The sequence below is a fragment of the Spirochaetota bacterium genome, assembly GCA_026415295.1.
Taxonomy (GTDB): domain Bacteria; phylum Spirochaetota; class JAAYUW01; order JAAYUW01; family JAOAHJ01; genus JAOAHJ01.
In genome coordinates, this window is record JAOAHJ010000003.1 from 25,296 (window position 1) to 51,441 (window position 26,146).

The 26,146-nt window shown below is 23.9% G+C and carries 20 protein-coding genes and 2 tRNA genes; 11 read left to right on the top strand and 11 right to left on the bottom strand.

Annotated features, from left to right (window positions below; genetic code table 11):
- Positions 1-52: 52 nt before the first annotated feature.
- On the bottom strand, positions 53-508 hold the full coding sequence (locus tag N3A58_00500; protein ID MCX8057880.1) for a PadR family transcriptional regulator: 456 nt from the start codon (positions 506-508) through the stop codon (positions 53-55).
- A gap of 346 nt (positions 509-854) precedes the next feature.
- Here N3A58_00500 and N3A58_00505 point away from each other — a divergent pair, with 346 nt between their 5' ends.
- The 3 genes from N3A58_00505 to tyrS all read left to right on the top strand — a co-directional run bounded on the left by N3A58_00505 (position 855) and on the right by tyrS (position 4,804).
- The gene (locus N3A58_00505) at positions 855-1,721 is read left to right on the top strand and encodes an HAD-IIA family hydrolase (protein MCX8057881.1); all 867 of its coding nucleotides are present in this window, start codon (positions 855-857) and stop codon (positions 1,719-1,721) included.
- A 94-nt stretch (positions 1,722-1,815) separates the two neighbouring features.
- Positions 1,816-3,501, top strand: coding sequence for a SulP family inorganic anion transporter (locus N3A58_00510; protein ID MCX8057882.1), 1,686 nt, complete (start codon positions 1,816-1,818; stop codon positions 3,499-3,501).
- Positions 3,502-3,580: 79 nt separating this feature from the next.
- Positions 3,581-4,804: a tyrosine--tRNA ligase gene (gene tyrS / locus N3A58_00515; GenBank protein ID MCX8057883.1), complete on the top strand. Its 1,224-nt coding sequence runs from the start codon at positions 3,581-3,583 to the stop codon at positions 4,802-4,804.
- Positions 4,805-4,858: 54 nt separating this feature from the next.
- Here the strand turns inward: tyrS and N3A58_00520 are convergent, their stop codons facing one another.
- The 3 genes from N3A58_00520 to N3A58_00530 are packed head-to-tail and all read right to left on the bottom strand — an operon-like array spanning position 4,859 to position 9,754.
- Positions 4,859-7,321 (bottom strand): putative glycoside hydrolase, encoded by a 2,463-nt coding sequence (locus N3A58_00520; GenBank protein MCX8057884.1) that lies wholly within the window; start codon positions 7,319-7,321, stop codon positions 4,859-4,861.
- A 22-nt stretch (positions 7,322-7,343) separates the two neighbouring features.
- Positions 7,344-8,126, bottom strand: a complete 783-nt coding sequence (locus tag N3A58_00525) for a cobalamin-dependent protein (protein ID MCX8057885.1) — start codon at positions 8,124-8,126, stop codon at positions 7,344-7,346.
- A gap of 29 nt (positions 8,127-8,155) precedes the next feature.
- Positions 8,156-9,754 (bottom strand): lysine 5,6-aminomutase subunit alpha, encoded by a 1,599-nt coding sequence (locus N3A58_00530; GenBank protein MCX8057886.1) that lies wholly within the window; start codon positions 9,752-9,754, stop codon positions 8,156-8,158.
- Between the two features lie 259 nt (positions 9,755-10,013).
- Between N3A58_00530 and N3A58_00535 the strand changes: the two genes are divergently transcribed.
- The 5 genes from N3A58_00535 to N3A58_00555 all read left to right on the top strand — a co-directional run bounded on the left by N3A58_00535 (position 10,014) and on the right by N3A58_00555 (position 15,924).
- Positions 10,014-11,246: a PilZ domain-containing protein gene (locus N3A58_00535; GenBank protein MCX8057887.1), complete on the top strand. Its 1,233-nt coding sequence runs from the start codon at positions 10,014-10,016 to the stop codon at positions 11,244-11,246.
- 55 nt (positions 11,247-11,301) lie between these two features.
- A complete protein-coding gene (locus N3A58_00540) occupies positions 11,302-11,895 on the top strand; it encodes a nucleoside-diphosphate kinase (protein MCX8057888.1) in 594 nt (197 codons plus the stop codon).
- Positions 11,896-11,986: 91 nt separating this feature from the next.
- Positions 11,987-13,513: a glutamine-hydrolyzing GMP synthase gene (guaA, locus tag N3A58_00545; protein MCX8057889.1), complete on the top strand. Its 1,527-nt coding sequence runs from the start codon at positions 11,987-11,989 to the stop codon at positions 13,511-13,513.
- Between the two features lie 12 nt (positions 13,514-13,525).
- Positions 13,526-14,632, top strand: a complete 1,107-nt coding sequence (locus N3A58_00550; protein ID MCX8057890.1) for an aminotransferase class V-fold PLP-dependent enzyme — start codon at positions 13,526-13,528, stop codon at positions 14,630-14,632.
- Between the two features lie 71 nt (positions 14,633-14,703).
- A complete protein-coding gene (locus tag N3A58_00555) occupies positions 14,704-15,924 on the top strand; it encodes a PilZ domain-containing protein (protein ID MCX8057891.1) in 1,221 nt (406 codons plus the stop codon).
- A gap of 7 nt (positions 15,925-15,931) precedes the next feature.
- Here the strand turns inward: N3A58_00555 and N3A58_00560 are convergent, their stop codons facing one another.
- Positions 15,932-17,482, bottom strand: a complete 1,551-nt coding sequence (locus N3A58_00560; GenBank protein MCX8057892.1) for a ComEC/Rec2 family competence protein — start codon at positions 17,480-17,482, stop codon at positions 15,932-15,934.
- Between the two features lie 246 nt (positions 17,483-17,728).
- Entirely contained in the window at positions 17,729-18,847 is a 1,119-nt protein-coding gene (pyrF, locus tag N3A58_00565) for an orotidine-5'-phosphate decarboxylase (GenBank protein MCX8057893.1), read from the bottom strand.
- A gap of 176 nt (positions 18,848-19,023) precedes the next feature.
- Here pyrF and N3A58_00570 point away from each other — a divergent pair, with 176 nt between their 5' ends.
- Complete coding sequence (locus tag N3A58_00570; GenBank protein MCX8057894.1) at positions 19,024-19,680, top strand: hypothetical protein; 657 nt, start codon at positions 19,024-19,026, stop codon at positions 19,678-19,680.
- Between the two features lie 8 nt (positions 19,681-19,688).
- On the opposite strand, the gene N3A58_00575 is transcribed toward N3A58_00570, so the two are convergent.
- From N3A58_00575 to N3A58_00595, 5 genes are all read right to left on the bottom strand, one after another.
- Positions 19,689-19,773, bottom strand: a tRNA-Leu gene (locus tag N3A58_00575).
- A gap of 69 nt (positions 19,774-19,842) precedes the next feature.
- Positions 19,843-19,915 (bottom strand) — tRNA-Cys (locus tag N3A58_00580).
- A 49-nt stretch (positions 19,916-19,964) separates the two neighbouring features.
- Positions 19,965-20,408: a cyclic nucleotide-binding domain-containing protein gene (locus N3A58_00585; GenBank protein MCX8057895.1), complete on the bottom strand. Its 444-nt coding sequence runs from the start codon at positions 20,406-20,408 to the stop codon at positions 19,965-19,967.
- A gap of 214 nt (positions 20,409-20,622) precedes the next feature.
- On the bottom strand, positions 20,623-20,940 hold the full coding sequence (locus N3A58_00590; GenBank protein ID MCX8057896.1) for an RNA-binding protein: 318 nt from the start codon (positions 20,938-20,940) through the stop codon (positions 20,623-20,625).
- Between the two features lie 263 nt (positions 20,941-21,203).
- Positions 21,204-22,010 carry a 3-deoxy-7-phosphoheptulonate synthase gene (locus N3A58_00595; GenBank protein ID MCX8057897.1) on the bottom strand — a complete coding sequence of 269 codons (807 nt, stop codon included), beginning with the start codon at positions 22,008-22,010 and terminating at the stop codon, positions 21,204-21,206.
- A gap of 149 nt (positions 22,011-22,159) precedes the next feature.
- On the opposite strand from N3A58_00595, the gene N3A58_00600 reads away from it, so the two are divergent.
- Positions 22,160-23,515 (top strand): MATE family efflux transporter, encoded by a 1,356-nt coding sequence (locus tag N3A58_00600; GenBank protein MCX8057898.1) that lies wholly within the window; start codon positions 22,160-22,162, stop codon positions 23,513-23,515.
- Between the two features lie 425 nt (positions 23,516-23,940).
- A complete protein-coding gene (locus N3A58_00605; protein MCX8057899.1) occupies positions 23,941-25,881 on the top strand; it encodes a clostripain-related cysteine peptidase in 1,941 nt (646 codons plus the stop codon).
- Positions 25,882-26,146: the final 265 nt, after the last annotated feature.

The window sequence follows — 26,146 nt, forward strand, 5'->3', positions numbered from 1 at the left end:
AACTTATTAAATAAATTAATTAAGGAAATAAGATATAAATAAAATAAAAAAATTAACTTTTTAATGATTCTAAAAGGTTTATAAGATTTTTAAATTCTCTAAGTTTTTCTTCGTAAATTTTGTCTCTATAATAATGATTTATATTAAAATTTTTTTTCCATATTGGTAAATCATCTATACATTTTTCTATTTCTTTAATTTGATCATCTAAAAACTTATTTTTCTCTTCTTTTGTTAAATTATGTAAAAATAATATTTTAATTTCAAGGCCATATCTTACAATAGTATTTCTTGATAAAGGTTTTTTGAGCCATTCAATTAACTCTTTCTTACCATCATTTGTAATGTAATAAACAACTTTTGGTATTTTACCATCAATAATTTTTTCTTTTGAAAGATAGTTTCTTGAAGCAAGTCTTTCCAAAGCAGGATAAATAGATCCAGGGGAAGCAGAAAATCTTATAATATAAGAATTTTCAAATATCTTCTTTAAATCATATCCTGAAATAGGAAGAATTGATGTAAAACCTAAAATAATAAATTCTAATTCTGTAAGTTTAATAAGTTCCTCCTTAATTATATTTATGATTTAATAAAGAAAATAATTAAAAATTAAATAAAAAATTTATTAACTGAAAATTAACAATTAAATTTAAACAATTCCAAATTTAAATTTATTCTAAAAATTATATTAATATTAAATTTGCTTTTGTCAATAGACAAATTAATTGATTAAACTAAAAATTTGAATATATTAAGAAAAAAAATTATTAATATTTTGTTATTTTAAAATTATATTTTAACAAATTTTTGTTAAAATTTAATTTATAAAAATAAATTTATATAAAAATATTATGAAAATGTGGAAAAATAAAAAAGCCTGCAATTTATTAAAAAACATAAAAATTTTTATATTTGATTTAGATGGCACATTGTATTTTAAGGGGAAAAAGTTTGATAAGGTAGATGAGCTTATTGAATTACTAAGAGCTAAAAATAAAATATTGAGATTTGTTACTAATACTGATTCTAAATCTCCAACTGAACTTTTAAGAAAAATGAAAAATTATGGAATATATTGTGATGAGAGAGAAATAGTGTCACCTATTAATGTTTTTATAAGTTTTATTAAAAGTAACTTAGATAAAAAATTTTATGTTATGGTTAGTAATGATGTGGAAAATTATTTAAAAAATATATTTAGTTATGAGATTAATAACATTTATTTTTATAATGATTTTGAAATTGCAATGAATGAAAAAATAGACTTCGTTGCTATTGGCGATATATCAGATAGGATGAATTATGATTATTTGAATAAAGGATTTTATTTTATTTATAATGGTGCTGAAATGCTAGCTTTTGCAAAGTTTTTTGTTTTTTTTGATAAAAATGGAGTTTGTTTAAATACTGGTGCTTTTGTTAAAATGTTTGAAGAAGTTTGCAAAAAAGAAGCTGTTCTGCTTGGTAAACCATCAAAATTGATCATTGAAGAAGCATGTAAAGGTTTAGAATTAAATAGTAAAGAAATAATTATTATAGGAGATGATCCTAATATTGATATTAAGTTAGCTAAAAATATTAGTGCTTATTCTGTTTTACTTAAACAGGGACATTTTATTGAACATAAGTATAATTTTAAAAAATTATTGAAAATAAAACCTACCTTTATTTTTGATAGTATTAAAGAATTTTATCTTTTTATTAAGGAAAACATTTAATTACAAAAAAATAGTGTAAATAAATAAATATTATTAAGCTATAAAATATTAAAATTAATAATCGATTAAAATGACTAATTTGAAGAGATTTTTTATGGTAAATAAAGATTCTTTAATAAATAATATAAAAAAAGATTTTATTCCAAAGTTTTTTATAATTTTATTTAAAGAAGGTATTACTAAAGAACAACTTATTAAAGATATATTTGCAGGAATAATTACTGGTATAGTTGCTATACCTCTAGCTATTGCATTTGCTATTGCTTCTGGAGTAAGTCCTGAAAAAGGTCTTATTACTGCTTTTATTGCTGGATTTATTATCTCATTTTTAGGTGGAAGTAGAGTTCAGATTGGAGGACCAACTGGTGCATTTGTTGTTATAATATATGATATAATTCTAAAATATGAAATTAATGGTTTGATTTTTGCAACATTTTGTGCAGGAATTTTATTAATAATTTTTGGGTTAATAAAACTTGGGAATTTATTAAGGTATTTTCCTTTTACTATTATAGTTGGGTTTACTACAGGTATAGCTGTTATTATTTTTGCATCACAAGTCAAAGATTTTTTAGGATTAAATATAAATGAGATTCCTTCTGATTTTATTGATAAGTGGATTGTTTATTTTAATAACTTAAATACTATAAACTATAGGGCAGTTATAATTGGAACATTATCAATTTTAATTGTTGTTTTAACCCCTAAAATTACAAAAATTATTCCTGGTTCTTTATTAGCAATAATAATTACTACTTTAATTGTTAAGTTTTTTAATCTACCAGTGGAAACTATTGGTACAAGATATGGGGATATAAAAGCTGGTTCATTTAGCTTACAATTTATTAAAATAGATTTTGGCAAAATAAAATATTTAATCAGCCCAATCATTTCAATATCATTACTTGGAGCAATAGAATCTTTGCTTTCTGCAACAGTAGCAGATGGTATGATTGGTGGGAAACATAAACCAAATATTGAACTTGTTGCACAAGGTATAGCAAATTGTTTTTCTGCAATATTTGGAGGTATTCCTGCAACAGGAGCTATTGCAAGAACTTCTACAAATGTAAAAAATGGAGGTAGGACACCTGTTGCTGGTATGACTCATGCAATATTGCTTTTGATTGTTTATTTATTTGCATTTAAGTATGTTAAGCTTATTCCTATGGCAACTCTTGCTGGTATATTGATATTTGTTGCTTATAATATGTCTGAGATTCACCTATTTTTTGATATGATGAAAATTAATAAAGCTGATACGATAGTTTTGTTAATAACTTTTTTCTTGACTGTAATTTTTGATCTTGTTATTGCAATTGAAGTTGGAATGATTTTTGCTTCATTTTTGTTTATTAAAAATGTTATTGATTCATCAAATATTAATATATCAAACATTATTGATATTAATAATGAGGATGAAGAAAAAATAATTGATTTAAGTAATAAATGGGCTTTAAAAAATACTATTATATATGAAATAATAGGTCCTTTTTTCTTTGGCCAAGCACAGGAGTTTGTAGAATACCTTTCAAAAGGTGATAGGAATAAAAAATATTTGATATTAAATATGAAAAGAGTTCCTTTTATAGATGCAACTGGTCTCCATAGATTAAAAGACATGATAAATATAACATATAAAGAGAAAAGAATGATAATTTTGGTAGAAATGAATGACAATGTAAAAAGAGTTGTTTTAGAAAATATTGATAATGAAAAATTTTTATTTTTTGATACTTTGGAAAAAGCCATAGAGTTTGTTAATAAATTTAATATATAATTAAAATATTATATATTTTATATTTGTTTATTTTTTAATAATAAATTTTCTATTTTTACTATTTTAGTGGAAGGTTTTTATGGATGAAAAATTGAAAATTGAAGTTAAAAAACAACTTGAAGTTATTACCAGGAATACTGAAGAAATAGTGCCAGTTGAAGAACTTGAAAAGAAAATATTTAATTCTATTAAAAATAATAAACCATTAAGAGTTAAAATTGGTATTGACCCAACAAGTCCTTATGTTCATATTGGACATATGGTTCCATATAGAAAGTTAAGAGAGTTTCAAGATTTAGGGCATATAGCAGTTTTAATCATTGGAGATTATACAGCAAGAATTGGAGATCCAACAGGTAGAAATTCTGAAAGGCCTCCTTTAACTCCAGAAGAAGTTAGAGAAAATGCTAAAAGCTATACTGAACAAATATTTAAAGTTGTAAGAGAAGATAGAGCAGAGGTTCATTATCAATCTGAATGGTTTAATGATTTTGATCTTTACAAAGTCATTAGAACTGCTTCCTATTTTTCGGTTGCTCAAATGTTGACACACGAAACATTTAAAAAAAGGCTTGAAGAAGGTAATAGACTATCTCTCCATGAAATACTTTATCCTATGCTTCAAGCTTATGATTCTGTTGCAATTAAAGCTGATGTTGAATTAGGTGGTACTGACCAAAAATTTAACATTTTATGTGGAAGAGATTTAATGAGAGATATGAATATGGAACCACAAGTTGCTGTTTTGTTGCCATTACTTATGGGAACAAATGGAATTAAAATGAGTAAATCACTAGGTAATGTGATTCCTATTTTATCATCTCCTAAGGAAAAGTTTGGAAAAGTTATGTCTATTTCTGATGATTTGATTATAAATTATATGAAATATGCTTCAAATATGAGTTATGAAGAAATAGAATATTATGAAAACTTATTAAAAGAAGGGAAAATAAACCCAAGAGATGTTAAAATAAAGATTGCTAAAAGTTTAGTTGAGCTATATCACACAAAAGAAGAAGCCGAAAGAGAAGAAGAAGAGTTTATAAGGGTTTTTTCTAAAAAAGAAGTACCTCAAGATATTAATATATATAAATTAAAAGAAGAGAAAAAATTAATTGAACTTCTAAAAGAATTGGATTTTGTTCCATCTTTAAGTGAAGCTAAAAGATTGATAACTCAAGGTGGTGTTACTATAGACGGAGAGAGAGTAAGTAGTTTTGATTATGTTTTGAAACTAAATAAAGGTGAAGAAAAAGTTATAAAAGCTGGCAAAAAGAATTTCATAAAGATAGTTAAAGATTAGATTTATAATTTAATTTTACAGTTTAATTTAATTAGTATTTTATAAAAATAATTCTTAATATTTTTTAAGTATTATTCCATCCAAAGGAAATAAACTTATATAATCTACTATTGCTCCATCATTGTATCTTAGATCTGATTCAATTAAAAGAGCATCAACTATTATATATGTATTTAGAGAATCATTTTTAGATAACTGTATAATAACATTATCATTTTTATCTAATTTTAGCTTGGTTAGTTTTACCCACTGATCTCCATACTTTGTTTGATCTATTGTCCCACTGACTAATAAATTATTGTTAACTATTATTTGCCATTTGACATTTTTACAATGTGAAAATAACTTATGAGATTTAATTGGCCACCATATATAAATTGTATAATTATCTTTTTCAGGAGCAATAAAAGAAAATTGTGCAGTTGCATTATTTTTTGAAGATATATAACAATTATCAGACCAATCATGAAAAAAAGGTCCAGAGACTTTCCATAAACCAGAATCTATAGTTTTTAAAATCCATGTATTTAAAATTTTTAAGTTTTTATCAATATTATCAATTATTATTTGATATTTAGGAGCTTGATTTCCCATTAATTTTTTGAATTTTTTATTTAATTTAATATTTACTTCATAATTATTTGGATTTAATAAAACAATCCCATTTGAAAAATCTCTAGCCAATATTGAATCAGAAATTTCGAAAAGCTCAATATCATCGAAGTAATAAGTATTTTCTTTTTCCCCTAATAAAAATATAATTCTACAATCATTTATTATTGTTTTATTTTCAGGATTTTTTACTTTAAATTTAAAACTAAAAGATTTAATATTATTATCAAGTTCAAATGATTCATTTAAACCATAGTAGTTCCATGGTTCTTTATCCTGAATTGAAATAACATTAATTGTTGCTTTACTTTTAGAAAAAGCTTTAAATCTTAATTCATATCTTTTACCTGGCATTAATTTTACTCTATGTCTTCCAAAATCAATTCTCCAGGAGTCAGCACCACCTTTTTTTACCTCTATTTTAGCATATGTGTTGTTACCAATTTTTTCATAAGATAACTTGGCTTTATAACCATTTGCTTCATCTACCCAACTTCTAAATAAACCTAAATTATCAGTATTTTCAAAATTTCCTTCTGGAATAATATTATTATATGGAATATCTTTTATAGGAATTTCATAGAATTTATTTTCTGGGAAACCAAGATCTGAATAATATTCATCGTAAAGCCAATTATTACCATGATATGTATCTCCAATCTCATAAGCATAATATCCATTTCCAAGAAGTGTAAAACATAAGCCAAATCTCATAAATTTATAATAGGATTGGGCAAATTTAAGAGTTGCTTCTGGCATATTTTTTTGTGGTTCATATCCGTACCCATATGCAATCTCATCATTTGGAGAACCCTCGAACATAATTATTTGAGGTTCTTTAGCGATTGATTCCCATTTTTGATAATGAGAAATTAATTCTTCAAAATCCATTTGATTTTCGAGGACATTTGCAATGTAAAATCCAAAACTTTTTCCATTAAAAACTTTATAAAATTCTTCAATAGAACCATCAATACTATGACCTGATATAATAGCACCAGGGACTAGTTTCTTAAAATATAATATTTCATTAATTACTCCTTCCTTCCACTTTTTATCAAATTCATCGGGATCATCAGGTTTTCCATCTTCATTTGCATCTATTGAGAAAGAATTGTAATAGATATCTTCGTTTAGCCATGATTGAGTAGTCATTACATTGTCAAAAAATATACCATCATATAAAAGATCTGAGTCTAAGATAAGATTGTATGCTAGTTCTGCTAAATATTTCCAAACTTTTTCTTTTGTTAAATTTAATCTATAGGAACCTGGCCACACCTCTACTCTCTTACCATCTGGTGAATGTAAATAAAAATCTTCAGGTAAATCAGCTTCCTCAATAGCATTTATAGAAGTTAAAATAATAGAGTCAGGAGAAAGTTTTTTTAATTTTAAAAGATCTTCTTTTTCATAATGTAAACCAAGCCATAATTTTATACCAGATTTTGCCATTTCTTCAATTGATTCAAAGTTCCATCCACCCCATAAGTTACCAATTCTAGGGAAAGAGTGATTAAAATTTGTTGTACATCTGTAATTTAAAACTAAAAGTTCATTATTATCTTTTGTTCTTATATATATTTTATTAATATAGGTAGGATCAGGATTTATTCCATTTATAGTAACTGTATGCAAAAAAGATGGTTGTTTTTCATTGAAAGGATTCATTTTTTCAAAAGGCAATAACTCATTCACAGAATATGCACATACTGTTTTAATTTTAGTATTTATAGAAAAATGAAAGTTTTTAGTTTGTGGGGGTAATAGAGTTGAATTAGGAAAAGGTGAAAAAAATATAGATTCACTAGAATTACTTGATAAATTAGGAATTATAATTATTAATATAAAAGAGATAATAAATAATTTATAAGAATTCTTAATTAATTTATAAAAATTTTCCATAATTTTTTCAAAATAATTTATTTTATAAAATATTTAATTTTTTTGCTACTTGTTGTACAATAAAAGTAGCAACATCTTCGGGGAAAGTATGAGCACCAAACCCTGCATCATATCCTAGCTCAATTGCTAATTCATGTGTTATTCTTGGCCCACCAGCTATTAATATAATATCTTTTCTAATATTTTCAGCATTTAATAGTTCTACAAGTCTTGTTAAATTTTTAATATGAATATCTTTTTGTGTAACAATTTGAGAAACTAATATTGCATCAGCTTTTACTTCATGGGCTTTTTTAATAAGATCTTCACATAAAACTTGAGCTCCCATATTGTAAACATCAAACCAATGGTAAGATTCAAGCCCTTTATGACCAGCTATTCCTTTCATATTAAGTATTGCATCGATGCCAACTGTGTGTGCATCAGATTCAATGCAAGCTCCGACGACAACTATTTTTCTTTTGATTTTATTTTCAATAAAGTTAATTATTTTTTCCTTTTCCCATGTCTGGTTTGTAGCTCTTGGAACGGAAATTTTAGTAAAATCAATAGTTTTATCAACTGAAGCATAAGCAACATAAAAACTAAAATTATCACCCATAGCATCTGAATGTGTAATTAAAACATTTGTAAAACCTATAGATTCAAGAAGTTTTTTTGCAGCTTCATTTCCTTCAGGACTCTTAGGTACTGGAAGAGTAAATGAAAGTTGCATTTTGCCATCATCTAATGTATCACCATATGGTTTGATAGCTTTAAGATTTATTTTTTTTACTTTTCCTTCTAAATTATTATTAAATTCCATAATTAAACCCCTTTTATTTTGAATGATGTTTATTGATCAAGGTCTTTATATTTTTCTTTTAATTCTTTTGAAAAAATTTCTTCAAAGGGATTAAAATAATCTTTATCTTTAAGTAATACTCCATCAAAACCTTTGCCACCAGTTTTTGTTCTTTTAATGTCTGCAAACATGCCCTTTTCTATAGCATTCATAAGACCTATATCTGAAACTTCTTTAAGCATTTTATGTGTATTTTCTAATACTTCTTCTGCTCTTTTTTGAATAATTCCATCTTTTTTATATTCTATTTCATCATAAAAGTTTTCCATAATATTGAATACAAGTTTAGCATTTTCTATTGATAAATGTCTATCCATCATAAAAGGAGTATGTATTGCTTCTGTTAGCATCCCTAAAAGATGTATAGTCTGACCACTCATTATAGAAACAGCATTAAAAAGAGCATCTTGAACATGACCTTTAAATATATTTCCTGTCATGTATTTGGTTGGAGGCATATATTTTAAAGGATGATCAGGGAATATTTGTTTAATAAGTTGAGCTTGTGCAAGTTCATATAAAAACTGATTTGGGATGGAAGGATCTATTTCGAAAGCATGTCCAAGACCCATTAACTTTTTAGGCATTAAAGCTTTCATGGCAAATCTTTCATTTATAAACTGGGAAGCAACGACAGTATGGGCCTTTTCAAAAGCATCAGATGTTGTTAAATAATTATCTTCACCAGTGTTTATAACAATGTCAGCATAAGAATTTATCATTCTTGAAAAATATTGATCTATAAAGGTTCTTTGCATGTTAATATCTCTAAAAAGTATACCATACATAGAATCATTTAACATAACATCTAATCTTTCAATAGCTCCTAAAGCAGCAATTTCTGGCATACAAAGCCCAGAACAATAATTTACAAGTCTTATATATTTTTTTATCTCAAATGAAACTTCATCAAGAGCTTTTCTCATAATCTTAAAATTTTCCTGAGTTGCATAAGTACCGCCAAATCCTTCAGTTGTAGCACCATGTGGTACATAATCAAGTAAAGATTGAGCAGTTGATCTAATAACAGCAATAATATCTGCTCCAGCTCTTGCAGCATTTTGGGCTTGAATAACATCTTCAAAAATATTTCCAGTTGCAACAATAAGATATAGATATGGTGGTTTTCCTTCCCCTAATTTCTCAATAAGCTCATTTCTTTTATTTACATTGTTTTTTATTAATTGTGATTTTTCTTTAGCATATTCTATTGCTTTTTTATAAACTATTTCTTTTGGTAATATTTGAAGTTCTTTTAAATTTATTTTTTCTTTTATTATTAGTTCACAAGCTTCTTTTAAATCTATATTTTTAAGAATCATTATATTAAATATAATATAGGTTGCTCCTTTTGAAAGTAAGTTTGAATTTTTAAGTTTTTCTACTATAACATTTACATAAGGCAATTCATTATTTTGATCAAACCACTCTACCCCAAATAGTCTTAAAACTGCTCTTTCAACTGTAACTGTTGTCCTATCTTTTATAAATTCAAAAACTTCATCTACAATTTTTTTTGAAAATTCTCTGCATTCATCAACAAGTTTATAATTTATATCTAATTTTTTAATGAGTTTATTTATTTTCATTTTATTTCCTTGTAAAGTGTATTTATGTAAAATTAATTTAAAAAAATAATTAATCAAGATTATTAAAAAAACAAAAAAATAAAACTATTTGTTTATATTAAATTTTAATGATAAAATTATATTGACAAAAGAAAATTTTAAATGATTATTAAATAAAGAATTTGTTAATTATTCTAATATATTTAGATTAAATAATATTTTAAGTAAAATTTGTAAATATTATTTTTAGATATTATTTAATAAATTATTAATATAATTTATGGAAGAAGAAAAAATTTTATTAAAAATATTATTTCTTTCTTTTGATGAAATTTTTAAAAAATCACCGAAACTCAAACTTACTATAAAATCAGTATTAATTGTTAAAAATGAAATACCAGTTGTTGAAAATATGTTTAAAATAAATATTAAAGGGAGTTTAAATGCTGATCTAATAGTCTTTTTTAATAGTAATTTAAAAAAAGCAATTGCAAATGAAATTTCTTCTCTGCTTCCTTATACTGAAAATATAAATGGTATCCTCGATGATTCTATTATAATTGAACTTTTAAACCTTTTAGGTGCAAATATTATTAATTATTTAGGTAAAAGTAATATAAATCTTGATATATCAACACCAGAAGAAGTTAAAAATGTAAAGTATTTATATTATCAGAAAGTACTATCCATTATTTTTAATACTCATTTTGGGGAAATGGTTGTTCATTTTGGTATAAATAGAATTTATGAATCAGAGGATATAAATTTTTTATTAGTTGGGTTTGATAAAAATTTTACAAATGAATTTATAGTTAATTGGATTAAAAAAGGGATTACAGTTTTGTATAGCCAAAACCTTAAGGATGCTTCAAAAATAATAAGAAGTATTAAAATAAATTTGTGTATAATAGATTATAATTTAATTGAAAACCATATTGTAAAATGTCTTGAGATTCTTTCTGATAAAATTGACTATTTTTTAAATTATATAATAGCTTGCACTAAAAATGATCTTATTAAGATAAAAAATATTAACTATTTTTCTCCTTATTCACAAATCTTAGGTGTTTTTTTAAAAAATCAGGATTTAAATGAAATTAACACTTATATAAACAAATTAATAGAAGATTGTGGAATAAGAATAAATGAAAAAAGAAGATATATAAGGGTTAAAATAAAGGATGATAGAAGATATTTTGTTTCATTTTATAAAGAAAATGTTTTAATAAAGGGTAGGATTCTTGATTTATCACTTGTTGGGGCAAAGATATCTTTTGATAATGAAAAAGATAGCTCTTTATTAAAATCTGGCGATATTATTAATAATGTAGAATTGTTTCTAAATTATAACCATTTGATTTTTGATTGTACAATTATAAATGTTATAGGCAGGGAGTTTTCTATTTTATTTAATAATGTTACTCATAGAGAGGAAGAAGTTATAGCAAAAATAATATTTAATCTTTTACCCCATTGTGAAAAATTTAAAGAAATTTGTGAAGATCAAAATTAAAAAATATAGATATTATTTTCAAAAATATATAATTTATATTTAACAGAGGATATTTATGAAGGAGTTATCTCTTGTATTAATTAAGCCAGATGGGGTAGAATTATCTTTAACAGGAGAAATTTTATCACATCTTGATATGTTGGATATAATTTTAGTGGGTTCAAAGGTTGTTAAACCAAATATTGAGCTTTTAAAAAACCATTATTTTGAGCATAGAAATAAGCCTTTTTTCAATGATATTATTAATTATATGATGGGGAAGTATCATAATTTTAATTTTATTTATGCTTTTTGTTATTATGGTGAAGATGCTTGTACTAAGATAAGAGATCTTGCAGGAAAGACAAATCCAATGGATAAAGATGGAAGGAAAAAAATAACTACGATTAGACAAAAATATGGTAAAAATGTAATCGTTACTGATGATAATGGAAATGAAATAATTATAAAAGGGCACACCCTTGTTAGGTTTGAAAATGTCATTCATGCATCATATTCTGATAAAGCAGAATATGAAGTAAAGTTATGGTTTAATCCCTCTGAAATAGTTGAAGATTATAGATTATATGAATGGAAAAAGGAATCAGGTGAAAATCTAGTTTGGACCAAAGGCTATCTTGCTTTAAGAAAAGAAATTTTTGGTGAATAGTTGTTTATAAATGCTGAAGGTTTCTTTTATATTTTTATATTGAAAAAAAATTATTTATTAATATTTTCAAAAAAAATATATAGGTTTAATAATGATAGGAATACTTGATTTTGGTTCTCAATATACAATGTTAATTTGTAGAAGAATAAGAGAGCTTGGTTTTTATAGTGAAATATATCCTTTTAATAAGTGGGAAGAACTTATTTCTAAAAATCCAGCAGCAATAATTCTTTCTGGTTCACCTTATTCAGTATATAATAAGGATTCCCCGAAGTTAAATAGGGAATTTTTCAAGAAAACTGAAAACATCAATATTTTAGCAATATGTTACGGAATGCAACTTGTTACATATAATTTTGGTGGGGAAGTAACTAAAGCTCAAATTAAAGAGTATGGTAAAGCAAAAATATTTATTTCAAATAAGGAGAAACTATTTAAGGATTTACCATCAAGTTTTAATGTTTGGATGAGTCATGGTGATTCTGTTGTAAAACCACCTGTAAATTCTGAAGTTTTAGCATATACAGATTCAACACCCTATGCTGCATTTAAATATAAAAATATTTATTGTGTGCAGTTTCATCCAGAGGTATACCATACAGAATATGGTCAGCAAATATTGTTGAATTTTTTAAAAGAGATTTCTTCTGTTAAAGTTGATTGGAATGAAGAGTTATTTGTTAAAAGAGAAATTCAAAAAATTAGGGAAGAAGTAGGAAATGAAAAAGTTATTTTAGCCCTTTCAGGAGGAGTTGATTCGACAGTAGTTGCATTTCTATTGAGAGAAGCAATAGGTGAAAAATTGATTCTCGTATATATTGATACTGGTTTGATGAGAAAAAATGAAACAAATGAAATTGTTGAATTCTTTTCCAAAATATTTGGAAATAGTTTTAAGACTATTTATGCTGAAAAATTATTCTTAAAATCTCTGAAAGGAGTTATAGATCCTGAAAAAAAGAGAAAGTTAATTGGAAAACTATTTATTGAGCTTTTTACAAAAGAAGCAAAAAAAATAGGTGGGATAAAGTACTTAGCTCAAGGTACTCTTTACCCAGATGTTATAGAATCTATTTCTTACAAAGGGCCATCTTCTACAATAAAAACACACCACAATGTAGGTGGACTTCCTAAAAATATGAATTTTAAACTTGTAGAGCCTTTAAGAGAGCTATTTAAAGATGAAGTTAGAAAAGTTGGGAAATATTTAGGTATTCCAGATAAATTTTTAACAAGAAAACCTTTTCCTGGTCCTGGACTTGCAATTAGAATAATTGGTGAAGTTACAAAGGAGAGGCTTGAAATACTTAGGGAAGCTGATTTTATATTGAGAGATATAATTTCTAAATATGAAGATATAGATAAAAGTATCTGGCAACTTTTTGCAGTTTTATTGCCTATAAAAAGTGTTGGTGTTATGGGTGATGAAAGAACATATGAATATGTATGTGCTATTAGAGCAGTTTCATCTGTTGATGGAATGACAGCAGATTGGTTTAAAATTCCTCATGATGTTTTAGATAATATTTCTTCTTCAATAGTAAATAAAGTGGCTGGAATAAATAGAGTTGTATATGATATAACCTCAAAACCTCCTGCAACAATAGAATGGGAATAATAAAAATTTTTTATGAAAGAGATTTTTTTTAAATTTAAAAAAAAACATTTTAATTTTTTACCAGGACCAGTTAAAATTTCTAAATTTTCAAAAAAATGTTTTAATTTTCCTATCATATCTCAAAGAAATCCTGATTTTGAATTTATTTATTTCGATTTAATTGAGAATTTAAAACTTATAATAGATAACCCAAATGGAGAAATATTTGTTATTTATGGATCAGGAACTCTTGCAATGGAAGCATCTATAGATAATTTTATAGACTGTAATTCAAATCCACTTGTATTGAGTTGTGGTAAATTTGGGGATAGATTTTCTGAAATATTAGAATTAAAAAATATTAAACATGACAAATTATCTTTCTTTGCTAATAGAAGAGTTGATTACCAATTAGTTAAAGCTAAAATTGAAGAGAATATTAAAAAAGGTAAGCCATATACACATCTTTTATTTCAAGCTACAGAAACATCAACAGGTATAGGAGTTGACCTTTATAAAATAAAGGAACTCAAAGAAATGTATAATCTCTTTTTAATATGTGATGGTATTTCTCATATACTTTCCAATTATTTTTCACAAAATTTTTTTAATATTGATGTTTTATTATTTTCTTCTCAAAAAGGTTTATCTTCTTTACCAGGTATAAGTTTTATTTCTTTATTAAAAGGAGTTTTAGAAAAGATTGTTGAGAATAAAAGTTACTATATAAATCTTAAGAATTATAAAAAAAAACTTATTCCTTTTACTCCTCCTATCATTAATGTCTATAATTTATGGTTGAACTCAATCATTATAAGAAAAAGAGGAGTCCCAGATATTGTTGAAAATAATATATTTTTAAGAAATAAATTTTCAAAATTTATAAAAGAAGAAATAGGATTGGTTGAATATCCATATGAACCATCAAACTCAATTTTAGTTTGTGAAATGAATAATTCAACTAGTTTTGTTGAGAGACTTTATAATAAATACAATATAAGTGTTGCTAATGGTCAGGGTGAATTGAAAAATAAAGTATTTAGGGTTGCATTTATGGGTATTGAAAATAAAGAAAAAGATTTTAATTTTTTAATCAAAGTTATCAGAAAAGAACTGAAAGGCAAACCTATAATTTTATAAAGATAAATTTTTATTGAATTTAAAATTATATAAAATATAATTTTAATAAAATGAAGATATAGAAAAATATTATGATTGATGGTAAAAGTATCAATATTTTAACTTTAGGTGTTTTAGCTACTGTTAAATCATTTTCAAATTTAGATTTAAAAAAAAGTTCAGTTTATTTATTAAAAGAAGAAATTCCTGTCAACTCTTTTGGAATTAGGATTAGTGTTAGTGGTGATTTAAATGGTGATATTATTACATTTTTTGAAGATGGAGTTAAAAATAAACTAGAAGAGGATTTTTCGAAAGGTTTACATAAGGAAAATATAGATAAAAATTCAGATGATCATTTAAAACTTTCAAATTCTATTTTAACAGAACTCAGTAATACAATGGCAGGTAGAATATCTGCATATTTTTCCCAGATGAATATTAATATAAAAATAGGAATACCACAACTAATAGATCCAAAGGATCATAAGGAGCTTAATTATGAAAATATTGCAGTTATAGATTTTAAAAGCAATGAAGGACTATTTAGAATTGCTCTTGGTTTAAAAGAGATTAAATATGAAAGAAATCTTACTTTTGTTCTATATGGTCTTAAAACACAAACAGTAGAGTATATTACAACGAATTTTATTCCAAGAGGTTTCGAAGTTATATCAACAGATGATTTAAAGTTGTTATCATATTATGTAAAGAATAAAAGAATAGACTTTTTTCTTGTGGATTTTTATTCTATAGAAAATAATCCAGTTGCTTTTTTTAATTCTTTAACTTCAGGAATTGATTATAATTTGAAATTTATTCTTGGAGTAACAAAAGTAGATGTTATAAAATTAAAAAACATTAAATTAACAGGGGATAATTATACTGTGATAGGAATTTATCCAAAATCCAAATCAGATGATGATATAATAAAAACTGTTGACCTAATTTTACAAAAAGTTGGATTAAGACCTGATGATAGAAGAAGGTTTATAAGAGTTAATATAAATGAGCAATCAAGGTTTTTTGTTGCTTTTAAAGAAGGTGAAAAACTTATAAAAGCTAAAATAATAGATTTATCTTTAGGTGGTGTTAAATGTATAATAGATGTTGAAGATGATTTAAAATTTATATGGGTAGGAAAAACTTTAAGATCGGTTGATGTATTTTTAAAATATAATAGAGTTATAGTTGATTGTACAGTCGTTAATAAAGAAAATAATAGTTTTTCATTAGCTTTTAACAACCTGAATAATAATGATAAAGAGACAATTTCTTTAGTTATTTTCAAAATTTTGTCATCATCTACATAATAATAAACTATTTTTTATTTAAAAAAATTGTTTTTTTTATTGTATTCTTTTTTTCATTTTTAATAGTTGTTATAGATTTTATAATATAGGATATTAATAATAATAAAACAAATATTAATATTAAATTTATTTTATTAAATTCTTTGTTATTTAAATTAATGTTTTCAAAAATAAATCTAAATCTACTTACTATAAGATGTTGAATATAAAAAAGTGAATTTAATAATGAATTTATTGGGAAAATATAAATATTAAATATAGAAATAATAATTAAAATTGTAGTTAAATAAAAATTTATTGTAAATAATAAAATAATAATTGGATTAATTAACCACGAAAAAACATTCATTCTATTAAAATAATATAGTATCAAAGGACTTTGAAAAAATAATATTGTTATTGAAAGAATAAATGGTTTTAAAAAACTTAAAATCTTATTAATAAAATTTTCAATATAAATATTTAATTTATTTTCTTCATTTTTATTTTTCTGCAATAAAATTAATAAAATATTCTTTGTTTTTATTAAGGAATCTTCGATTAGAGGGTATAAAATAAAAATAGCATAAATAGATGTTATTGATAAGATGAAAGAAAGTGAAAAAGCTTCTTTTTTGATAAATAAAAAACTTAAAAAAAAGAGGAATGGAAGAAATTTTAAAGGATTTAAATTTTTATTTTTTAAGTAGATAAATGAAATTAAAAAAAACATTAAATAGGCTCTAATTAATGAATAATAAATAAAATCAGTTAAAATCAGATAAATAAAGCTTACAATTAAAGAAAAGATAATTATTTTACTTCTAGTTAAATTAAAAATTATACATAATAATATTATAAAACTAATAACAATTCCTAAATGTAGACCTGAAAGTGCTAAAATATGTGATGTTCCAGTTAAAGTATAGTTATTATAAAGATTTTTATTTAAAAATATCTTTGAACCGGTTATAGATGCAAAAAAGAAAGATAGATTTATTTTTTTAAGAATAAATTTAGCTTTTTTTAAAATAAAATTTCTAAACTTTGAGTAAGTTGATTTTGTATTTAAATTATAATAACTAAAAATTTTAAAATTTTCTATTTTATAAATATTAATAATTATAAGATCACTTAAATAAATATATCCAAAATTTGTATTTTGGTTTATTTTAATTATTTTATTTTCTGGAAATTTTATAATTAGATAATAGTTTTTATCGAGTAAATTGGAAGAATTTGCAAATATTTTAATCTGTACTCTATAATTATATTTTTTAAAATTATTTTTAGAACCTTCTCCTATAATGATTCCTTTATATTCTGGTTGGTTAAAAATTCCGGAGGATGGTGTAGTAATTTTAATTAAATAAGTTTTATTTTTTTCAAATAAAAAATGTGTGATCTTAATAAACTTATCTTTAGAAGTATCTAAAAGTAATATTATAAAAGATAAAAATAGAAAAAATATTAAAAAAAGTATGAAATTTAATATATTTTTAGTCTTTTTTTTTAATAATCTTAATTTTAAAAATAAAAATTTTGATTTGTTAAAGATTTTTATATGAAAAGCGGTCAAATAAAATAAACTAGTAAAAATAATAATTACTAATATTGCAATTAAAAGATAGTTTAAACTAATACAATTTAAAATTATTATATAGGATAAAAAGGGAATAAAAATTAGGGATAAGTAAAAGAGCATCTCGATCATAAAAATTTATTAAAATATTTTCTTGGTAAATTTATTTTAATAAATTTTATTAGTTTAATATTAATAAGATCTATTATAATTGGTTCATATAAAGTTTAAATAATTAATTTATTATGAATTAAATTCATCATTTAACCTCTTTATTTCGTTTAATGCTTCTTCTGCAAAATATTCAGGATTTGTCTTTTTTTCTAAATAAGCAAAAATCACTGATCTTGAAACATTAATTATTGCCCCAACATATTTGTCTTTAAAAACCTTTTTAATATCTGAAATTTTTCCGCCTTGTTTTCCTATTCCTGGAATAAGAAAAAAAATATCAGGATATTTTAATCTTAGTTCTTGTAAAACTTCAGGATATGTAGCTCCTACAACAATACCTGCTCTATAAAAGTTGTATTTTGAATTTAATAAATAACTTTTATTAGAAAATATATTTGTTTCAATATTTTCTTTATTTAATTTTTCTATTAGTTCATTTTCAGTTTCTTTTATTATTTTAATTACATGCTTAAATAATTCTTGTCCATCTATTATTTTGTCTTGTATTTGGCTAGATGAAGGATTAGATGTTTTAGCTAGAACAAAAACTCCCTTATTAAATTTATAACAATTTTCTATGAAAGGTAAAAGTCCATCTTTCCCTAGGTAAGGATTAATGGTTATAAAGTTTGAGTCAAAATTTTCAACAATATAATTCTTAATTTTTAAATTATTTGATAAAAAACCATCAGAATATGCTTTGGCAGTAGAATCTATATCATTTCTTTTTATATCAGAAATAACAAATAAATTGTTTTGCTTAGCATAGTCTATAGTTTTTTTAAAAATATATAAACCATAAGGTCCAATTAGTTCATAAAATGCAATTTGTATTTTAACTGCAGGTACATAGTTTTTGATTTTATCAATTAATATTTTGTTGAATTTTAATATGGAATTTCCAATCAAAATATTGTTAAAACCAAAAGTGTTTGAAAGTATATAGTATTCTTGATTCTGTGAAGTTAAAGAGTTTTGTCTTGCTAAAAATAGCTCTGATTTAGTTTCTTCTAATAAAAAATCAGGTATATTATGAGGATTTGTATCGAGTCCTACACAAAAAGGAGATTTTTTTTCAATTATTTTATCTATAAGTAGATCATAAATGTTAGGATCATTTTGGTTTTTTTTTGATATATTTATATTGTCATCATCTTTATTAAACTCTTCCATTATAATTTTTCTCATAAATAATCCTTAAATATATTTAATATTTTAATTTAGAATTATTATTATATATTTTATTTTAATATCAATAAAAAATTTTATTTTTAAAATTATTAATTTTATATAATACTTTTGAAATAAGTTAAAATGATATTTAGTATAATTATAGAAAAGGAGTTTAGATTTAAGGAGTTTTTATGGTTGATTTATTGTATATTAAAAATGTATTAAAAGACATCATAGATGATGAACTGTTAAATGATAAAATATTTGATAATTATATTTGTTATATTGATAAAAAAGTTAAGGAGTTTGGATATCTAAATGTAGATAGTTTTAATTTTAATAAAGATTTTATAGAAAAAATTGTTTACAATGGTAATAAAAAAAGTAAAAATAATAAAAAAATTTTAAAGATATTGTTCAAAATTAATAAATTGTATGAATTTTTATTACTTTATAATGAAATTTCAGAACCTAAAAAAGACTACATTTTAAGTCCTGAAGATTATTTTAATTATATAAAAGGAAAGTTTTCGAGTTATAGAGAAGAAGTTATAATAACTCATTTAAATCAAAAAAATAAAGTAATAAGTAATTCTTTAATTTCTGTAGGAAACGAAAAATTAGCTTATGTATCTATTAAAGAAATAATTTTAGAAAGTGTAAAATATAAAACCCCATCATTAATAGTTTCTCATAATCATCCTTCAGGTGATTTTAATCCTTCAGTAGAGGATATAAATTTTACTAAAAAATTAAAAGAAATTCTTGATTGTATAGGGATAAATTTATTAGATCATATAATTTTAGGTGATAATTTCTTTTCAATGAGAAGAGAAGGATATATTTAAAAAAAGAGTGCCGAAGATCGGACTCGAACCGATACGGTACAGAGTACCGAGGGATTTTAAGTCCCTTGCGTCTACCAATTCCGCCACTTCGGCACAATTAAAAATTAAAATATAAAATTAAAATGTCAAGTGAAAAAGTTAAAACATATTCTAATTATAAAAAGGCGACGATCGGATTCGAACCGATGGATAGCGATTTTGCAGACCGCCCCCTTAACCACTTGGGTACGTCGCCTTTTATTAATTAAAAATAACAAATAAAAGTGTATTGTCAAGTTTGTTTATTATTTAAGTTTGAGTTCAAGTAGTTGTTCATTTGTTTCTCTAAATCTTTCAACAATAACTGGCAATATATCTAAAGCTATTTCAGGATGTTCTTCAAGTAAAGCCTTAAATTCCCAATGTGTCATAGCCAAAGTAGTACAATCTTCTATAGCTATTACAGATGCTGTTCTGGGTTTATCATCTAAGACTGATAATTCACCAAAAAATTCACCTTCTCCATGAACCGCAATATCTAATTCTCTTCCATCAGCAAGTTTTTTAACTATCTTAACTTTACCTGATTTTATAATAAAAAGTCCAATTCCACTATCCCCTTGTTTTACAATAATGTCTCCTTTTTTATAATTTCTTTCTTTTAATAAATTAGATACAATCTTAATATTTTTGTCTTTAAGATGTTTAAAGAGAGGAACATTTGATAATAATTTTATGTTTTCACTCATGACATCTCCTTCATTTAATTAAATTAACTTCATATAAAATATTATAATAAATAGACAAATTGTCAAATACAATGAATAAAAATTTGAAATATTATTTACTTAATAAATAGAGATAAGAAATGAAATTTAATAAAATTATATTATTTAAAATAAAAACACCCCGTTTAGACGGGGTGTTCGAGACAGGATGCTTTATTATTTTTTTAATTATAGACTATCTTCTTGGTCTATCAAAATTTCCGGATCTTCTAAAATTATTTCTTGATCTTCTTGGGCCTCTTTCTTCTTTTGGTTTTGCAACATTAACTTTAATGTTTCTTCCATCAACTTCAATGTTGTTCAAAGCTTGAGCAGCATTGTTAGCTTCTTCGCTACTTTCAAATTCAACAAAACCAAAACCTTTTGATTTTCCGGAAACTCTGTCTCTTACAATTCTTGAACTTGTAACCTTTCCATATGAACTAAATAATGAGGTTAACTTTTCTTCATCATAAGTATATGGAAGGTTCCCTACATACAATGTGTTATTCATACTTAATACTCCTAAAAAAATATACCTAAAAAATATAATTTTATAAAAATTAATGTCAAGTAAAATAAATAAAAAAAATAAATATTTATTAAAAACTACCTGAAATTTAAATTAGTTTTAATAATTTAAAAATACTAAGAAATAAAAGTAAATAAATCATAATAACTAAAAAATAGTAATTGCAAATAAAATATTTTAATTTATATTTTTATGTTAAAAATTAATATTAAATAAAATATCTATTTTCTATAAAAAATAATGGATTAAATTAAATTATAATTTTTTAATTTATTTAATAAATTTTCAAATTCTAAAAAATCTAATTGTTGTTTTCTATCAGAAAGGGCATTCTTTGGATATGGGTGTATTTCGACTATAAAACCATTAAATCCAGCAAATAAGGATGCTATAATAATTTTATCGATGCCTTTTCTTTTACCTAATATATGAGATGGGTCAACTATAACAGGAATATTTGAAAATTCTCTTATTGCAATTATTGAAGTTATATCAAAACTATTTCTTACAGAATTCTCAAAAGTTCTAATTCCTCTTTCACATAAAATAATCTTGTCACCTCCTTCTTTTAAATAAAATTCTGCAGAAAGAAGCCATTCTTTAATCGTTGAGGCAAAACCTCTTTTAAGAATTAGTGGTTTATTATGTTTCCCAAGCATTGCTATTAGTTCTCTATGGTACATAAACCTAGTTCCTATTTGGAATACATCAGTTAAGTTAGTTAATTTTTCGACTTGTATCTCTGAATATACTTCGGATACAATTTTTATTTGAGGAAAATTTAATTTTATATCTTTTATTATTTCTATTCCACTATCTTTTAAACCATCAAAGTCGTAAGGCGAAGTTCTAACTTTGTAAGGAAAAACTCTTATAAAATGTATTCCATTCTTTAATAAAAAATCTATAGTTTTAAATATTTGCTCTCTATTTTCTAAAGAGCATGGTCCAGCTATGATTATATTTTTTTTATTGTTTAAAAAATATTTATATGTATCTATAAAATTAAGTTTTCTTATAAGATATTTTTTCCCAATTACTTCTTCTTTCATATTAATAAAATTAAATTTATTTTCTAAAAAATAAAGAAAATTATTTAAAAAATGAGAATTAAAAATTAAATGGCATTAAAATATATTTGAAAAAAATTATATTTAATTTAATTTGTAATAGATTAAGAAAACTTAATTAAGAGATGTTTATGATTAAAAAAATTAAATTTATTTATGATAAGGATTTATTTAATAAAATAGTTAAGTTATCTTTACCAATAATGGTAACTAATTTTATACAAACATTATATAATTTGACTGATACATACTTTTTAGGGAAAGTTGGTGTTAATGAATTAACAGCACCTGCTATTTCTATGAATATTTTATTTTTTTTTATAGTTTTTGGTAATAGTTTTTCCTTATCCGCAGTTACATTGATATCTCAAGCTAAAGGACAAAAAGATTATAATAAGGTAAACTTTTATTTAGGACAATCAATTATAATAATTATGAGTTTATCGTTTATTATTATGTTAATTGGAATCATATCGTTGGAAGGCATTTTAAAACTTTTATATGTTCCAAAAGAATCTTTCCAATTTACTTATATTTATATGTTTATTATGTTGCTAAGCTTTCCATTTATGTTTTTTGTATTTATTTATAATGCTGCTGTTAATGCTGTTGGTGATACAGTTGCCTCATTATGGATTCAGATAATAACTGTAATTATAAATGTGATTTTGGACCCGATATTAATATTTGGAATGTTTGGACTTAAAAAAATGGGAGTTATGGGAGCCGCAATCGCAACTCTTTTTGCAAGAGCAATTGCAGCCTTTTATTGTTTATTTATTTTACTAAAAGGGAAATATGAGTTAAAGATAAATAAAAAATACATTTATTATGATATTAATTGTATAAAAACTTTTTTTGAAATTGGAATGCCTTCTGCTATCGGCCAAGGTTTATCTTCTCTTGGTTTTAATGTATTACAGGGTGTTGTAAATTATTTTGGGACACCAACAATTGCAGCATTTGGAATAGGAAACAGGATAATATCTATATTTAATATGCCTGCTCAAGGTATATCAAGGGCTTTAACAACTTTAGTAGGACAATCTATTGGGGAAAATAATTTAAACAAAGCTAAGAAATCTATAAAATACTCAATTATATTCTCTTTATTATTTTTGGTTCCTACAATGACTCTAACATTTTTTTTTGGAGAATATTTTATTAAGTTTTTTGTTAATAACAAAGAAACTATGGAGCTAGGGCATATTATGTTTAAGATAATATCTCCTTCAGTTGTCTTTTTTGGTCTTTTTACAACGATTAATGGGGCTTTCCATGGAACTGGTAAAACTAGACCTGTAATGTTTCTTAATATTTTAAGATTATGGGGTTTAAGAGTTCCCTTAGCTTATATTTTAGCATTAAATTTTAAGATGGGGCCATTAGGCATATGGATATCTATGTTTATTTCGAATATGGTAACTTCTTTAATAGGTTTTTATTTGCTTAAAATTAAAGATTGGAAAAAAGTGATTAAAGCTTAATTTTTTATTTCAATTATATTTTTAAAACTTAAATTTATTTAACTAAAATAGAATTTAAAGTAAAAATTAAGATAAAAATTAAAATATTGAAATCAAGATCCTTAAATTTAATAAATAGAGATTAATATTTAATTTATAAATACTCATAAAGTTAACTCAATTTAACAAAAAATTATAAATTTCTAACCAAATTTAGAAACTAATTTAATTAAGTTTACAAATAAAATATTTATATATATTGTTGAGACAACCAAATATTGTTAATTAATAAACAATATTTAGATAATATTATTATATCTTTTGTTTTTATTAGCAAATGTTATAAAATTTTTATGTTGACATTTAAAATAATAAATTTATATTTCTTAATAAGAAAAGATATTTAATAATATCTTTTCACTTTAATATTATTTTAAGGAGTTTTTATGAAGAAGCTCATTTTTGTTGTATTTGTTTTTATATCATTTTTATTTATTTTCTCATGTCAATCTCCTATTGAGAAGATTAGAGAAAAAGAAGAAATTTTTGTTCCTTACAAAAATTTTGTTCCTGAAGTATCAAGAGCAGCTGCAAAGGACTTATATGAAGAAGATGATACTCAAACTACAGCAAAAACTATTTCAGATAATCAAGAACAATCTCATAATTTTTATGATGATGCTACTGATTGGATAAAATTTAATGCAACTGCAGGTAAAGTGTATTCTATAGAAACATTTGTATATGGATATGCAGATACAGTTGTATATCTATATGATGGTTCTACTTTGTTAAAATCAAATGATGATAAATCATCTTCTGATAGGGGATCATTAATTTCAAGCTGGACTGCTCCATCTACAAAAACATATTATATTAAAGTATACTCTTATAATGGTAAGACTGGTGATAATAGAGACTATGTTATAAAATTAACAGTTGCTGGTGGTTCAACTGGTGGTGATCAATATGAAGAAGATGATTCTTCTTCAACTGCAAAACTTTTGCCTTATAATACAGAACAGACTCATAATTTTGTTGATGATGCTAATGACTGGATGTATATAAATGCTAAAAAAGATTATATATATTCTGTTGAAACTTTCAAAGTTGGCACAAATTGTGATACAATTTTATATATTTACAATTCATCTTTACAACAGGTAGCTTATAATGATGATAAATCTTCATCTGATTACTCTTCTTATGTAAATTTTACAGCTACTTATGATGGTATTTACTATATCAAAGTTTATAATTATAATGGGAGAACAGGAACAGGTTATGACTATAAAATAAAAGCAACAGAAACTGCTCCATCTAATCCAACAACTTCAAAATGGACTATTCTTGTATATCTTGATGCTGATAACAATCTTTCAAGTTTTGGAACTAAAGATATGGATGAAATGAAAGCTGTAAATCCTTTAACTGATGTTAATATTATAGTTTTATGGGATAACTCATCTTCAATTCATGGATATTATAAAGTTGCAAATGGTTCTTATACTTTATTAAAAGATGTTGGTGAAGTTAATATGGGTGATCCTCAAACTGCTAAATCATTTATAGATTATGCTGTAGCAAATTATCCTGCTGAAAAATATTTTTGGATTTATTGGAACCATGGGGGTGCTGTAGATAGAAAACCAACAAAAGGTGTTTGTTGGGATGATACAAATAATGGGGATCATTTAACAGAAGTAGAACAAAAAGATATAATGCAATATTTGTATAATAAGATTGGCAAAAAAATTGATATAGTAGGATTTGATGCATGTTTAATGGCTACAGCTGAAATAGTTTATCAATATAGAAATTTTACAAATTATATGGTTTTTTCTGAACAAACAGAACCTGGAGATGGTTGGGATTACTCCTGGTTAAATCAATTAAAAACTAATCCAAATTCAACTCCTTTAGAAGTGGCAGCAGCTGTATTTAATAAATATAAAGCTTGGTATAGTAGTCAATCAGATGTAACTTTTTCTGTTGTTGATATGAGTTATGCAACTGAACTTGGAAACAAAATTCATGATTTCGCAAATGCAGCAAGAAATTCTGGTTCTACATACTCGACATATTTTAACAATGCTGCTAATTTTAATAATTTTACAGGTTATACTAAAGATTTATACAAATATTTATCAAATGTTTATAATAATACATCTATACCACAAACAATTAGAGATAAAGCTTATTCTGTTATGCAAGTTATAACAACTATGGTTAAATATGAATGGCATGGATCTACATGGAATAATATTGCATATGGCCTTTCTATTACATTAAAATCTCCAACTTCTATATATAACCAGTTAGATTTGTGTGTAAATACAGATTGGGATGAATTTTGTTCTTATGCAGGTTTTCCAAACAGTTATTAAGATTTTATTTATTAGTAAATTTTATTAATAGTTTAAATTTTAATAAAGAAGATTTATAAGTTGAAACTAATATTTTATTGGTAGAATTTAGAATAGGGAACTATTTTTATTAATAAATAGTTCCCTATTTTTATTCTCTTTTCTATTGAAAATTGGAAAAAATAGATTATTCTAAATAAAAGTTTTAAAATATTTTTAATTAATTGTTAAATTATAATTTGTGATAATTGAATTAATTTAATTAAATAAAAAAATTTATATTTTT

Bases quoted from the DNA above. Each gene is read 5' to 3' on its own strand.
- N3A58_00505 (MCX8057881.1), top strand. From the start codon at position 855: ATGAAAATGTGGAAAAATAAAAAAGCCTGCAATTTATTAAAAAACATA.
- N3A58_00510 (MCX8057882.1), top strand. From the start codon at position 1,816: ATGGTAAATAAAGATTCTTTAATAAATAATATAAAAAAAGATTTTATT.
- tyrS (MCX8057883.1), top strand. From the start codon at position 3,581: ATGGATGAAAAATTGAAAATTGAAGTTAAAAAACAACTTGAAGTTATT.
- N3A58_00520 (MCX8057884.1), bottom strand. From the start codon at position 7,321: ATGGAAAATTTTTATAAATTAATTAAGAATTCTTATAAATTATTTATT.
- N3A58_00525 (MCX8057885.1), bottom strand. From the start codon at position 8,126: ATGGAATTTAATAATAATTTAGAAGGAAAAGTAAAAAAAATAAATCTT.
- N3A58_00530 (MCX8057886.1), bottom strand. From the start codon at position 9,754: ATGAAAATAAATAAACTCATTAAAAAATTAGATATAAATTATAAACTT.
- N3A58_00535 (MCX8057887.1), top strand. From the start codon at position 10,014: ATGGAAGAAGAAAAAATTTTATTAAAAATATTATTTCTTTCTTTTGAT.
- N3A58_00540 (MCX8057888.1), top strand. From the start codon at position 11,302: ATGAAGGAGTTATCTCTTGTATTAATTAAGCCAGATGGGGTAGAATTA.
- guaA (MCX8057889.1), top strand. From the start codon at position 11,987: ATGATAGGAATACTTGATTTTGGTTCTCAATATACAATGTTAATTTGT.
- N3A58_00550 (MCX8057890.1), top strand. From the start codon at position 13,526: ATGAAAGAGATTTTTTTTAAATTTAAAAAAAAACATTTTAATTTTTTA.
- N3A58_00555 (MCX8057891.1), top strand. From the start codon at position 14,704: ATGATTGATGGTAAAAGTATCAATATTTTAACTTTAGGTGTTTTAGCT.
- pyrF (MCX8057893.1), bottom strand. From the start codon at position 18,847: ATGAGAAAAATTATAATGGAAGAGTTTAATAAAGATGATGACAATATA.
- N3A58_00570 (MCX8057894.1), top strand. From the start codon at position 19,024: ATGGTTGATTTATTGTATATTAAAAATGTATTAAAAGACATCATAGAT.
- N3A58_00585 (MCX8057895.1), bottom strand. From the start codon at position 20,408: ATGAGTGAAAACATAAAATTATTATCAAATGTTCCTCTCTTTAAACAT.
- N3A58_00590 (MCX8057896.1), bottom strand. From the start codon at position 20,940: ATGAATAACACATTGTATGTAGGGAACCTTCCATATACTTATGATGAA.
- N3A58_00595 (MCX8057897.1), bottom strand. From the start codon at position 22,010: ATGAAAGAAGAAGTAATTGGGAAAAAATATCTTATAAGAAAACTTAAT.
- N3A58_00600 (MCX8057898.1), top strand. From the start codon at position 22,160: ATGATTAAAAAAATTAAATTTATTTATGATAAGGATTTATTTAATAAA.
- N3A58_00605 (MCX8057899.1), top strand. From the start codon at position 23,941: ATGAAGAAGCTCATTTTTGTTGTATTTGTTTTTATATCATTTTTATTT.